General features: G+C 40.0%; 5 protein-coding genes. All 5 read right to left on the bottom strand.

Annotated features, from left to right (window positions below):
* Positions 1-589: 589 nt before the first annotated feature.
* The 5 genes from B3J29_RS13760 to pglX all read right to left on the bottom strand — a co-directional run bounded on the left by B3J29_RS13760 (position 590) and on the right by pglX (position 14,809).
* Positions 590-5,320 carry an AAA domain-containing protein gene (locus tag B3J29_RS13760; RefSeq protein ID WP_286965885.1) on the bottom strand — a complete coding sequence of 1,577 codons (4,731 nt, stop codon included), beginning with the start codon at positions 5,318-5,320 and terminating at the stop codon, positions 590-592.
* Positions 5,321-5,383: 63 nt separating this feature from the next.
* Positions 5,384-7,423 carry a protease Lon-related BREX system protein BrxL gene (gene brxL, locus B3J29_RS13765; protein WP_034680344.1) on the bottom strand — a complete coding sequence of 680 codons (2,040 nt, stop codon included), beginning with the start codon at positions 7,421-7,423 and terminating at the stop codon, positions 5,384-5,386.
* Between the two features lie 29 nt (positions 7,424-7,452).
* Positions 7,453-10,077: a BREX-1 system phosphatase PglZ type A gene (gene pglZ / locus B3J29_RS13770; RefSeq protein WP_286965888.1), complete on the bottom strand. Its 2,625-nt coding sequence runs from the start codon at positions 10,075-10,077 to the stop codon at positions 7,453-7,455.
* Complete coding sequence (locus B3J29_RS13775; protein WP_286965889.1) at positions 10,074-11,330, bottom strand: hypothetical protein; 1,257 nt, start codon at positions 11,328-11,330, stop codon at positions 10,074-10,076. The genes pglZ and B3J29_RS13775 overlap by 4 nt, the downstream gene beginning before the upstream one ends.
* Positions 11,330-14,809: a BREX-1 system adenine-specific DNA-methyltransferase PglX gene (gene pglX, locus B3J29_RS13780; protein WP_286965892.1), complete on the bottom strand. Its 3,480-nt coding sequence runs from the start codon at positions 14,807-14,809 to the stop codon at positions 11,330-11,332. Before pglX ends, B3J29_RS13775 begins: the two co-directional genes overlap by 1 nt.
* Between the last annotated feature and the right edge of the window lie 9 nt (positions 14,810-14,818).

Here is a 14,818-nt window from a genome sequence, read left to right on the forward strand (position 1 = left end):
TCCGTCAATGCGTAAGTCCTATAAGATATAATTAGTTAAGGATTTTAGTTATTCAATGTTCTCTGTATACAAAAAGAATAGACGATATTTATCTAGGAGAATGGTGGCAGTCAAACCTTTGCTTTGGAGCAGTCAAACCTTTGCTTTGGATTTGTTACAAAAGGATGTTAGAACTGCGTTAGATCTCATGCAAAATCAAAACTTAGGGTTAGATATTTAAAAAAGTTTCAACATCAGTTTAATCGGGTTGAGAAAATTCAAGCACAGCAACTAGATTTTTTAGCTGCTGTAAAAAGTTTAAAACAAGATACACAGCCCGTGTTACATGCTTAAGCTTAAAAACCGAATTTACAAATTCGGTTTTTCATTATTTTTAGTGCTTGAAGTTAAATAAATCCAAAATATAAAAATTATTTAAAAAAGGTGGTAGAAGTTGAAATCAAAGGTAACTTCATCTTTATTTTGATAAAAATAAAGATGTTTAACCCATTTTTCACCCAAGTAAATTTCAGGAACTAAAGATTACTACTGTAATCTTTAGTTACGTAAATGTCCGCTAGCGAATCCATTTAAATACAAGCTAGTACAATTAAACAATTAACAAATCTTTGTCGATGTCACTTTCCGCACTCATTTCAGATTCGTCATCTACCCACACTTTGTGTTCTACATCTTGAATTAAGCTACTCATTCCATGTGTAGGTTTTATACCCATTACATCAAGTTTTTCCTTTAATGACATAATCATATTTTCACGTTCAATGGACCAACTCGATGCAAAGCATCTCCAGAATGTCCATCCTGCGCGTTCTAAAGCACGTTGACGAGTCATGTCATCATGCCATTGTTCTGGCCCATGATAGCTATCACCATCACATTCAACAGCCAAACGCTGATCACCATCTGACTCAACGACTAAATCGATTCGATAGCTTCCAACCTTAATCTGTGGAGTAACTGTGTAACCCATTTCATGAAGTGTCGTAAATACAGATTTTTCAAACTCCGATTCACACAAGTCTAATTTTGCTTCAAATGATGCTTTTTGATCTTCTTGCAAATCATAAAAATGATTGAGTAAATTCAGCCTTAGATCTTTTGGAGATATATGATCACGACTCACGGAATGGACGAGATACATCCGTTCACGGGCACGGCTTGCAGCCACGTTGAATCTCTGTTCATGATCGGATCGACTCAAAGCATGACAATTCTGAGGATCTGCTACCATAGATAAGAAAATAATATCTCTTTCTGCACCCTGAAATGCTGAAGCATCCCCACAAGCAAATTGAACTTGGGTAAGAGTACCTGCACCAAATTCATTCAAAGCTTCTGATTGAATGAACTCAGCCTGCGCCGGTCCCAACAATGAGATCACACCGATTGATCTATTCGTGTATCGTTCATCTTTAAGAAGAAGTTTCATTTCCTCAATAATTGCTTTCGCTTCTATTCGATTAATATGTTTGCTATTTTTAGATTCTCTATACCCCTGCGGTGTATAAATTGCGACTAAAGCTGGACTTAACTGCTCAGATTTCTTCGATAATCGCATTGGCTTAATACGGTTACCATAAAAGTTTTTATTGCTGTAACTAATGATCGCAGGATGACAGCGGAAATGCTCTAGAAGCATCACACTTGACTCATAGATAGAAGAAGCCATGTCGTATAAAGACATATCTGGTGTTAAATATGCAGCATGTGGCTGACCATGTAGATAACGATTTCTTAATACATCAATTTGAGCACTTGCTAGACCGACATTACTCGGAGAAACTTGTTTATTATCCCCCACTACTAATAATTTTTTAGCACGCATTAAAACAGGTAATACGTCAATTGATGATTGTGATGCCTCATCCACAATCACTAAGTCAAAGAGGCCTAATTTAGCAGGCATAGATTCAGATACCTGAAGATGTGACATGACCCAGCAAGGAATAGCTGCTGTTGCCTCTTTAAGGGCTACTTGAGCATCTTTTCTATAACGTGGAGCATTCTTACCTGTCCCTTTTCCATAGTGTTGTACAGCAATTTTATAACGCTGTAATGCAACTAAAATTTTATCTGAGGCATTTTCCTTTAATGCCAGCCATGTCTTGTTTGCTGCCAATTGAGCATAATTTTGTGATAGATTCTTCTCGTGAATACGACGGCGCTCATACAAATTTTCAATTTGACCTGTATTACTAATGGCCATTACAAAAATCTCAAGACGTTTCCATTCCCAAGCCTCTAGCAATGTATTACGTAATACAGGATCCTCAATTTCTTCAGCGTACGGAATTTCAAGAATGTCTTTACTAACAATCAAAGCATTTGTTTTACTCAATCTAATACTGGCGGATTTAACTCTTTCAAAATCCTCAGTTAGATCTTTTAAATGTGATAATTTTTTTAATAGATCAGCATACTCTCCAAGTTCACTTTCATGTAATGAATTGGAATCAATCTGAGATACAATTTTTCGTAACTGATTTGATATCTTATTACCAAACTCTGATAAATAAAGGATTTGATCAGCCAGTTGTTGTTGATAGACTTCTAAATTAAATATTTTTAACTTCTGCCCTAACAATTGAATCAAGTCATCAATATTTTTAGGTAATCCATAGAAATCAAAAGATTTAGCTCTCTTAAAAACTTTTAAATAATTCGCATTAAATAGATCCAAATATTTATTTTTTAAATCTAGGCATTTTTGGGTTCTACTGATGAGCTGCGTGAACTCTTTTAATATTTCATCGATATTACGATTATTTAACTCAATTAAAGGAATGTCTAATTGTGCGGCAATACTATTCCATTTGCTCATAAAGATGCTAAGAGTCTGCTTTCTATCAAGATATTCTTTAAGTCTTTTCCATTCATCTGATGTATCAGGATATTTTCCAGAAACTTTAATTGACTTAAAAAGGTCTTGTAATTCAGCAGTACCAAAATGATACCAATTAAATGGCTTACCTGTATCAACAGCACGTTGAACAGCTTGATATTCTTTTGAGTTTGGTTGTATCTCAAAATTCAGCTCTATGGGATCAATTAGTAGCGTTTTCCTGTATTCCAATAAAGGCTGAACTTCTTGAATAAGGTTACTATAGATATCAAGTTCCATAGCCTTATCTTCTGCATTTATCTTCTTGAAATAGCTCAATAACCATGGTTCTGCATGATCAAGAACAAAGTTTAGATCTTCTAGATAAATCTTTAACCAATCTCTTAGCTCATTAATTTCTGATTCAGAAATAGTTTCCTTGAAATTATGTAGGTCATTTTGCTTTAAGAATTCCTCAATCTCATCTTTTTCTTTTAAGAACTCACTTAATTTCTTCAGACTCGCCGAATCTAACAGCTTTTCAGGAGCTGGCAGAGGACCATAATTTATGTATGGTAAATCTGTACCGATTTTCTTTCTTGAGTCTCTCAATTGAATCAACTCAATCTGGGAAAAAGGAAACTGGTCTTTTTCCTCCAAAGTTAATTGGTCGGTAAACCATTCGTAAGATACCCTACTTTCTAATACCGTTTTCACGATATCCATAGGTAATTTTTTATTACCATCTACCTCAATATTCTGATAATGCTTTTCTGCAAAGTTATATATTTCTCGATCAATCAAAGCCATTTCATGATGGTTATAATCTATTTGTTGTTTTAGAACTTCGATCGTTTTTTGAACTTCTGCAACATTCATCTGGGTAATTTTTTGCACAATCAAATCGATTGAAGATTCAAGCTGATTTTTACTTTCTTTGCTTGAACCAATGCGACTGACTACTAAAGGCTTTAATTCATCAGGAATCTTTTCATGTACTGTTTTAAGGACATGTGACTGCTGTGCAGTTACCAGTACTTTTTTACCATTCGCCAAATAGTGACAGATAATATTGGCAATACTATGTGTTTTACCTGTACCTGGTGGACCCTGCACCACTACACCACTGCTGGTTAGCAGATTCTGGACAATAGTAATTTGTTCTTTGTTATAAGGCAGCGGGAAATAAAGCTCTTCAACTTTTGATCCGAATCCTTCAGTACCAGAACGCCCCCTAAAACTATAAGTCTCTTTTTGATTAATATCGCTTTTTAATTCTGTCACTAACGATAAAGGTTGTTCAGGTATAGCCACTGAAGGGTCATTAAGTTTAGTTTTTAATAACTCAATGTCATCACTTAAAATAGAATTCCTTTTAGGACGACTAAACAATACTGATGTTAATGTTACCGCTAGACTTTTAGATGGTATAGCCCTATTTTCTGCCTCAACAATTGCTCCTTTTGAAAAAATATTCGCGACGAAGGCATCAACTAGATCAGAGTAAGTTTCGCCTTCAAATAGGCGTAATGAGCGACCATTATTTAAGTTTTCTTTTAAAGCTAATTTTACTTGTCCTGAAGTAGGCAGATCATCCTCTAATAAGATGGCATCCATTTCTATATTGGCACGTGTATCTTTGGCACCTACACGTATTAATCCATTTTTTTCTATCTCCATTTCTAATGGGATAGTAATAAGAGGATATGAGTAAGATTTTTGAGTCGTTGGAAGTACCCAGTCAACTAAGCCAAAGCCTGCAACAATTTCTTCACCATCACCTGTTCCACCTAAATTAATCGCTGTATTCCATGAGAATAACTTATCGTAAACAACAATAGATTTTTTAATCTCATCGTTATTTTGTTTCCAATCTTCCCAAATATTTTGATAGCTTTCGAATTCTTTGAACAGCTCCTGAAGTATGTCAATTTTAGTAATCAAATCACATGCCACACTAATGTAGGGCAAGCGGAATTGATGAACTTTTTTGAAAGATACAATCTTATTTAAACTAGAAAAATTAACAGTGGGTTCTTTTTCGGCATCTACATGAATGTAGGAAGAGAGTATTTCAGATGGTTTCGGCATCGATTGAAGCTGTAATCGTTCAATTTGGAACCACCAATCGTCATCATTCAGAATTTTTAAGCCACGAAGTTTTTCTAGATCATGAGAATAAAATCTATTACCACTCATTTCATATTGAATTTTTTGAGTATCCTCAGCTTGATGAGATACATAATCCAACAATTGAATCAGTTTATTTTTAACAATATCATTTAATTCAAGTTCAGAGTTCATCATTGGTCTTTCTAATTTTTTAACTGACGGAATTATAGCTAAAGACCAGCAAAAGGCTTCATCTTGTGAAAATATATCTTGATTTTGATATAAAAAAGCATTCACTTCTTTCTTTTCAATACCAAGAGTTTTGGCAATTTCTCTAGCAGTAAGTTTGGGCTGTTTAACCAAAATAGCTGTTATTAAATCCTTCATGTGATTCATATTTCCTAATCATTTCAAAAGCTTTTCTCTTTAACTGATTTATACAGAATCAATTCAATCCACCCCTAGCCCCTTAAACACAGCATCTACCGGATCTGCATAGAAGCTGGTCTGGAACTTGGTAAACAGTTCCACAGGAATCGTTGGGATATCTGCGGCACTACTCATTGGCAAAGCAACCTTCTTGGCACCCGCATCAAAAGCAACTTGCAAACATTCGGCAATACTCTCCACCGGTGTCACAGAACCACCCAAGCTCATATCACCCAGTACCACCATCTGACTTTGTACCGATCGTCCTAACAGGCCTGAAGCGAAAGCCACTAAACTTGGCAAGGCAAGATGGCTGAGCGGCCCGGTATTCTGTAACTCCACCACATGTAAGTGGAAGTCATGTTCCAGCACCTTACTGCCCCCCGAGATCCGGGATGCATTGGCCTTGAAGTAGTCAAAAGCAATCTTGACCTGTTCTTTGGCACTACTTGAATTCCATAAGCCAGATGTCGCCAACTTTCCTGAACCTTTGGTGACTTGAAGTTCTAAACGGTATAAGCCTGGCATGCCCTTATTACTCAGCCCGATGGTATACAGGAAGCCTGGTTTAGCAGGACCTTCGGGAATCAGTCCGCCACCACCCTGTTCTTTTACCGAAACAAAATGCTCTTCTAGGGTGTCATTGTCGATATAGCTAAAATGCACATCATAGAATTCCATCCCCCCAATTTTCTTCAGCTGTTCTTTGACCCGACGGCGCACCTGCAGTGCATATTCCAGGCATTGCCGTACATCTTCTTTATTAAACTGACCGTGTGGGTAAAGCAGCTTCATCAATCCAGAAACCGTCTTGCGAACGGCAATCACATCGCGCTGATTCAGGTTATTACCAAGTTTGAAGTACTTCTCAATGGCATCCGCAAAACTGCGCTTGCGCATTTCCCGGAAGAATTCAGCCAGATAATCAACAATCAGACCATAACGGTTGGTGAAGAACTCCGGGCGCATCTTGGGAATTTCCCAGCCGGGGATGTAAGCATGAAAACGATCGAAGAATGCAGAATCAATCATGGCTTCCGGAAAAGGAGCCAATAGATGACTGGTTTTTACCAAGGATTCAACACTTTGGTTAATATTACCTACAAAGACCATCGAAGCTGAGGCTTCCATCTGTTCACGACCACGGGCAAAAGATCCTGAGGCCATGTAGTCTTTCATGATCTGTACGCCATCTTTGTCCTTAAAGGAAATACCAGCGACTTCATCAAAAGCTACCACATCCCATAAGCCCACCAGACCAATACGTCGGCTACTCATGTTATAGAACAGGTTGGCCACGGTGGTTTGCCCACCAGAGACTAAAATACTATTCGGTGAACACTCTTTGTAAATATGGCTTTTCCCGGTACCGCGTGGTCCCAGTTCACAGACGTTATAGTTATTTTCAACGAACGGAACCATACGCGCTAATAGGTGCCATTGCACGTCCTCTTTTAGCGAAGCCGGTTCCATGCCGATCGAACGAATTAAACTCTCGCGCCACTGATCAGTGCTTAATGCTGCTCTGCCACTGAAGAGTTCATCCATATTCATATTCGGCATTTGAATCGGCTTGAGTAAGCTCACCCCAAATGGAGAATTGGTTTGTCCTTCTTCAAAATAATAACTGAGCGTAGCAATGACCCAGATACCACCAACAAGTAATTTTTCATACTCTTTGACGATGCCTGCCGAGATTTCGGCATCTTTGATGCCCAGATTACTAAATGATGCTTCGTATTTGTCTTTACGCTCATTCAGCTTTACGGTCACCCGATCAATGACCTTATAACTGCCACGTTCACGAACCAGGGATTTCACCTTCTCAGCTTCATCAGGTCGTACATAGTTCTCTGCCAGCACGGTCTTTACGTTACGTAGTCCCTGCTCAATGATCTCAGGATCATCCGAGGCACAATACATCCCTAGCAGGTATTCGAGTACATAGACAGGAACGTTAGCCCCTTCTTTTATCAGTTTAGTCAAATCCTTACGTACCACCCGCCCAGCAAAGTGTTCATTCAGCAGCTGATCCAGTTCTTTATCGTTAGCAGATTCCATGTAGGCTACGCTCTATCGTTAATTCGTTATTAGAAGAAGTCATCGGTAAATGCTAGATCAATGGTGACCTTGTAGCGTTGCATTTCAATATTCAGGTCTTTGTCCTTCAGTACCAGGAAGTAATCTTTCTTACGGTCAAAATCAGTGCCAGACAATGACAGTCTGACCTGTTTGACCCGATCGGCAACAGAGTCGGTACTGCTATCAAAAGTCAAAGTTTCTTCACTGGAAACTTTAAGATCCCCATCATAAATGGCAATGGATAAAGTCACTGGCATGACCAGCTCACTGACAGCTTCAGTTTGCATCAAGTCAAACTTCTGGATGTTATTGACCATCTTCAGCGTGGATTTGGTAGAAATGACCTCAACTTTACGCTTGGTCCGCTGTCCAGCCTTTTCACCACGTAGCTGTTTTACCGTTAGTACAGGCACTACGATTTCCTGAGGCATGATGCCGCCATGCACGAAACGTGAGCCTCCTACAAAATGGAAACGGTTCGCCCCTTTTGGAATCCAGAAATCAGTCGCAGATAATGTGCCTGCCGTAGCTTGGGTTGAGCCTTTCCATGCTTCCTTGCTCTCTGGTAAACCATGCCCAATCACATAGCGTTTTTTGCTCTTCAATGTATTGGCAGGTTTTTCAGTCAAGCTTGAACGATCCGCAGATTCCAGTTTACTTTGCTGGAACAGGAAGCCATGGTCAGCGGTAATCAATAAGGTAGAAATATTGAAGTGCATTAAAATTTTACGGCTGAGTTCAGTCAGCTCTTCAATGGCATGTTCCACAGCCATAAAGGTTTCTGATTCTGTCGAGGCGCTGTCACCACGTGCATCAATCACGTTGTGATAAACGTAAATCAGCTCATGGTCTTTCAGCGCTTCACGGCCTTCATCACGCGACCAGCCTTTTACCATTTCAGCGGTTACTGCCAATCCATTATAGGCAGCCAGAATTTTGGATCGTGCTGCAGTCCCTTTGCTGGACTGCCCATCTACTAAAACATCATCCCCTGCGGCCTCTTTGTACTCCAAAGTTTGATGCGGCAACAACGAGGCCATGCCAAGTGTGGTGTAACTTGGGACAACGCCCAGCTGTGAAGACAAGGTTGCTTCAGAATAACGCTTTTCATTAATACGATCACGCAGCTCTACCGCAGCTTCATAACGGAAAGCATCACTGATAATTACCACAATACGGCGTTTCGTTGCAGAACTGAGTAAGGGTCTGACGTGAGTATCGTAGAAGTTCTGCTGATTTGGGATATCTGCCACTTTCCAGACATTCAAGCGTTGCTCAGCTTCAACCCGCTCTCCCCAGTTTCGTGCCAAGTGGTCAATAAACCAGTAGGAATAGCAATTTTCGACTTCTTCATCGAGTTTTTTCAGGATATCGACATGAGCGCGTTGAGAAGCAGCACTGTAGTGGCGATAGGCCATATCAAAGCGATACAACTCCTGCTCGTAGGCTTTATACAAGGCTTCGCTAGAGTCGAAATAGAAACCGGCATCAAACAGCAGTCGCAGGCTGAACAGCTCAATCGCTGCCTGCAACGCGGTATAGACGGTACGGTATTTACGGCGGGTTGCATCGTCCTTATGTTTGGAAGCCCAATAGCCATCCAGACGGGTAGAAATAATCGTTCTGAAATGTTCCAGTTCAGCTTTGGCTGCTGCAGGGATATGACTGGCCAAATCAACAATGATCTTTTGTTCAATCACTTCAAAAGTCATGACATCGAGCAGCTGCTCCAGATCAAAAGCCCCGACTTTTTCTTGGATCCGCAGTGCATTGGCCACGCTCTGGGAAAGCTTATCAAAGGTTGGGTAGTATTTGGAGCTGTCTCTCCAGCGTGACAAGAAGGCTCTAGCCGTCGCACGTGAACTGACAGATGACATCACCAGTTCCTGAGCCCATACGGGGATATCGCCCAGGCTTTCACAGAAACCTGTAGTCATCAAACGGATAAAGAACGTACCGAGCTTGAATGGTGCTTCCCCATTCAATTCTTCAACCGATGCTGGATAACCAATTTCCGCCTGTAATGCTGTGACTAAAGCTGGCACTAGTTGGAACTTTTCCAGTTCAGCAAAGGATTCTGGATTGACTTCCAGATCTAGGTTCTGCTGTACCATTTCATCTGCCAGCGCCAGAACAATATACATCAGCTCGGCACTGTCGGCCTTGACCACAGCTGCAATCATGGCCATATCCAGATCCTGTGCATCTGCATCAGGCTGGATATAGCGTTTCAATGTACTCAGACGGGCTTTGGCTTTGAGGAACTCTTCACGTTTAGCCAGATGTTCTCTTAAACTTTGTTGTTGTAAACCGAGCTCATTAAAGATAATCGAGAAACGATCGGCATAGAAGCTGCGTGAATACAGCTTGATGTCCAGTAACCAGTCTTTTTCGGTTTCAGGCTCAGGACTTGGGAAATACAGCAAGTATTTGCCCTGCTGATCCTCGAGTTCCAGTTTAAGCTTAATCGCAAGGCTGGATTCTTCTGCCATATTTAAAATATGGACATCATTCAACTTTAATGCCTGTACTTCGTCGCTAAAGGACTGTTCAGCATCGTACCAAAAAACAATTCGGTGATTTTCATGAAAGAAAGCCTGTTCTAAGCCTTGTGTTATTTGGCTTAAATTCATTTACTTTCTCCTGCTGCACGAAATTCTTTATAAGTCTTTTCCCAATCCTCATCAGGATAAGCCTTTTGAATACTTCCTAAGAAATCTTCTCTATTTAATGTATCAAACGTCACATCTTTATAATTCACATCCAATTGAATCTTCTGCACTAATGATTCAGCTGTTGGAAATGTCTTGTTTAGCTCTCGAGTTAACCACTTTTTAATATTTTCCTCAGTGGGATTATCCCCATACGTCCCGTATAGATGGTCAGGTATATTCTTCTGAACAATAGGTAAATAATAATTAACTATCATTTCTTTTGATTTTTCTAGCTCTTCTTCAAGATGACCAGCCAATGATTTTTGATGGTCCTCTATTTTAGTCCTTAGCTCAGCTATTCTTTCTTCAAATATCGATAAGGACTTTTTAAGAATCACCCGACCATGGTTTTTACCTAATGATGGCGTAAAATTGTCTCGGATTTCTTTCAACTCTTTTTCTAAATCTTTAGAAGAAGCACTACCATTTTTATCTAGCAAATCAAAAGTGGTTTTTAGCCGCCCCTCTAATTCCTTATCCATACCTATTTTTTGAATCGAACGAGGAAGATTGAGTTTATTTCTCTGAATAGCAGCACCTGTTAAACTTAGCTCTACATATTGGAAATGTGGCTGAAATACACGTACCTGGCGTGCTATATCAAACTTAACTGGTGGTGCAGCTATTAAATTTTGCTGAATTTCTTCTAAATTTTTGACGTTCAATTTCTCTGGCTGTATTTCTGTAACCAGTTCTTGGATATGTTTAATTTCCTTCTCTGTCTGCGCTTGTGCTAAAGCAATCGCTTTTGAAGCAGGTGATAAGCGTGCCATCGCCTCTTTAATTTGGTCAGGCATTAAACGCATAGCATTCAAAATTGGTGCTTCCGTTTGTTCTTTTTCTAAAAAAAGTGCGGTCGGAGTGTAGCTAAATCCAATGTCATCACTGACTATCAAACCGTTTCTTAAACCGGAAATATGCTGAATCTTAATTCCATTATCCTGCAACAATTTTATCGCTTCTAAAGTGCCATATCCCATACGTAGGACATTCTCATCGATGTCTAAAAAAACCGAGATGAGTTCAGGACCTATGTTCTCAGACAATGCAACAATTTCTGCAGCTGGAATTTTCTGAATGCCTGGTGCCGCATAACAGAGTGATTTCTTGGTTTGAGCAATAATCTCACACAAAACTTCGGAGTTAATATGCTGAAAAAATGTTTCTCTCATTATTTCTCCCCCGTCACTGCTTTCACGTCAGCCAACAAGTCCCCAAACTTACCGTAGTTCACTTTCACCCCATCATCCAGATCCAGTGCAATACGCTGATCGGCATAGTGACGCAGTTTTTCCTCAAAGGTACTGAGTTCAGCTTGTTGCTTATGCAAATCTTGCAGTTTTTTCTCGATACGTTTGATTTCAGCCGCAGAGTCACTGCTTTCTTTGGCAGTTTCTAGAGAGTTAGCATAGGCTGCCATTTTTGAAATCAGTGGCATCACGTATTCGGTACGCATACGTGCCAAAGTACTCTCGTTATAGCGGTGCAAGTACACCAACGCCTGGAAAGCCCCCTGTTTACCACTGCTAAATAACCAGTAGATCGGACGCTTTTTATAGGTCTGCATGTGGTCTTTATAGAACTTGCTGGCTAAGTAACGGCGAATGGTATCTTCAGCGGTTTCACTGGCTTTTTTGTCCAAGCTTTCTGCCAACCACAGCATATTGGTATCCAGTGTGTCTTTACCCCAAACCACAGTTAAGAACTCTTGGATACGATGTGTTGCATCGTCTTCAAACCAATGCATTTCAGTCAATGGAATAATCCCGTCAGCATCGGCTGGGAATGTTTGATAACGACTGGCATCAAAGTCTTGATTGCCTGCATGAGCATAGATCAAGCCTGGTTTGTCCAGGCTATAACGCCCCATCATGCAGCCAAGTGCATAAGAAACTAAACGCTGGCTGTCTTTTTCACGGTCGGCACGAGTTAAAGTGATTTGCTCATCCGGTACATCTGGCGTCAATTCATCTTGCAAACCGTAAGCATCAATAAACAGCTTATTGTTTTCTTCTTCCAGATGTTTCATTTCAGCCACGGCTTCAGCATTTTGTTGTTGCCATGTGTTAAAAGCTTGTTCTAAATTTAGCTGCTGAGTACGAATAACTGTATTTTGAGTAAAATCCCATGAAGTTTCATAGGAATCCCAGTTAAATTTAGCTAAATTTACTGCTTTACAAGCATTTATTTGGACATTGTCTGCGACTAGAACTGGAATCTTATTAACATCACCTGTAGTGAAATTTAAAGTTGGGCATAAATCTTTAGCAATCATTCTGCCTAACTTAGAGTTCAATGATGCTGATAACTTCATCCAACTAAATTCATCATTCTTAGAAAAAATCGCGGACCCTCCTTGGTCAAACAAGAACCCAGAAGGTAAATACCTGACGCTAAATCCACCTGATGTAACTACAGTCCAAGTTAGACCCTCTTGGAAATATTTTTCAGAATTTCTTAAATTAGCTTTATTTTCACGTAGTTGCTTTCCATTTTCTTCATAATTAATAAAATAGTCATGATTACCATACCATTTACGATATTCTCCCCCTTTAGCTAATGGAAACCATTTTTTCCCTCCTAATATTGAACTTTTATTTATACTAATTTCTTGCCACATTCGTAAAAAGTAATCTATAGAACCATTGGTATCTAATCCCTTTACAGCCCTATCATTAAGTAAGTTACATTTTTCGAATAACTTATAGCTCCACGATTCCACCCAATACGCCACTGGACTACCTGGAATTTTCTTAAATTCATCGGGTTTTGCGTTAAAAAACCAACCACACTCCGGATTATTAATTGCTTCTAATGTTTTTGGTGCTTGATTTTCAGAACCTCTAAAATCAGAAAGACGTATATATGACCCCATAAAATTACTTACATGTGACTTAGCCAATGTGAATGTACAAATGGGTACCGTTGCACCATCAAAACCAGAGTACTCTAGCTGAATCAAACTTGTGATTGTTGCTTGATCAATAAAGTGAGCACGCAGATTTTCATAAGAAGAGATAAACATCCAAACGAAAGGTGACATAAAGCCAAGCTGTCCACTTTCTTTAGTTAGCTGCAAATCTCGGATCATAAAAGCTGAGAATAAATCTTTTTCATAGCCTAGATAATTTTTCTTTAAATAGGTTTTAAGGTTTGGATTTAAGTACTTGTTGCCCATATACGGCGGGTTCGCAATCACAGCATCATATTGTTTAGCAAGTAACTTAGCTTGCTGTACTAAAGGCAATAACTCTTGTGCTGACTGTTGACTAAAGATATCTCCTGACTCTAATGCTGTATTGAGCTTAGTTTCTAAATCAGACAGCTTTTTGGAGAATGCTTGAGGGATTTGAATCAAAGAACCAAAGGTCGAAGCATGTTCAAATAGCTCCAACAGTTCTTTTAAATCCGCCTGTTCAATACCGGTACTTGCCAAATCCTGACTGAATGCATCCAGTCGTTCTGGCTGACTATCTTGCAGTGCAATAATATTCAGCTTCGGTGGATTACTAAATAAACGGCGGTCATCTTCACGCGCTTTCATTAATAGTGCAAAGCTAGAGAGCTGTGCTGCACGGGTATCAATATCAATGCCGTATAGGTTATTTTCCAGAATCAAACGTGGAATATCACGGCTCCGGTAGCCACGTTCTAAGTAAATCGCTTTTAAGCAGTCATAAGCTTCCACCAGAATATGCCCCGAACCACAAGCCGGATCCAGTACCGTAATGCTTTCAGGGTTTAAAGTATCGCCATCTTCACTGATCCGCACATCAATCAGCTGTTTTAACTGTGCATTGACTTCATTACTTTGCTCAGCCGGCTGAATATAGTATTCCCACTCACTGGCAACCATACTTTCTGGCTGTGCCATCATCCATAGACGACCAACACTGTTTTGCACCAAATACTTCACAATCCAGTTTGGGGTGAAGAGTTGTGTCGCTGCAGGAATATCTTCACTCTTGACGACTTTACCAATCACCTGGTCTTTCTTTTCAGAAATATAGAATTGATATAACCAGCCAATAATCTGCACATCCGACCAATCTTCTTCCGGAATACTGGTCACTAAATCACGGATCAAAGAGTCGGTTTTGGTCAGGTTATCCGGTAACAGTAGTTCAGACTCATCAGAAACCTGTTCAAACAAGAGTGGCATGACCTGATTCAATGCATGGCATTGGGCCAGTAATAGCTCACGATACAGTTCTTCGTCTTTACTGCCATCCAGTTTGAGTTCAGCCACACGGCTGGCATCTAAACCTGGTAGGTCAATATCCAAACATTCTTCCAGAATCTGTGGCAAGCCGGCACTGCCATCAGCACTACTCAACACACGGCGGCCATGATCCAGTAAGCTTTTGCATTCCATGTAGCGAATCGCACAGAGACGGTTAAACCAGCTGTAAGCAATATAATCAATCGTCTGCTCAAAACTGCTAGTTTGAATGCGTTTGATCAGCTTCTCACGAGGTTTCATGACGGATAGCGGAAAAACCTGATCGCCAATCAGCAGCAAGTCCCCTTTCTGTTCTGCCGGTAGAATGCTGTCTGCGGTGATGCCGTATTTGGCGGCCTGCTTGCGCATCGCTGCGATAAAATCGTTACGTGCTTGCGGTGCGTATTTTTTAATATTACTGGTATTCATGTTCAAACC

Origin of the sequence: Acinetobacter sp. UBA5984 (assembly GCF_002429925.1) — a bacterium.
GTDB classification, from domain to species: Bacteria; Pseudomonadota; Gammaproteobacteria; order Pseudomonadales; family Moraxellaceae; genus Acinetobacter; species Acinetobacter variabilis.

What these genes read in the sequence shown, in the direction of transcription:
- B3J29_RS13760 (WP_286965885.1), bottom strand. Translation starts at nt 5,320, where the DNA reads ATGAAGGATTTAATAACAGCTATTTTGGTTAAACAGCCCAAACTTACT.
- brxL (WP_034680344.1), bottom strand. Translation starts at nt 7,423, where the DNA reads ATGGAATCTGCTAACGATAAAGAACTGGATCAGCTGCTGAATGAACAC.
- pglZ (WP_286965888.1), bottom strand. Translation starts at nt 10,077, where the DNA reads ATGAATTTAAGCCAAATAACACAAGGCTTAGAACAGGCTTTCTTTCAT.
- B3J29_RS13775 (WP_286965889.1), bottom strand. Translation starts at nt 11,330, where the DNA reads ATGAGAGAAACATTTTTTCAGCATATTAACTCCGAAGTTTTGTGTGAG.
- pglX (WP_286965892.1), bottom strand. Translation starts at nt 14,809, where the DNA reads ATGAATACCAGTAATATTAAAAAATACGCACCGCAAGCACGTAACGAT.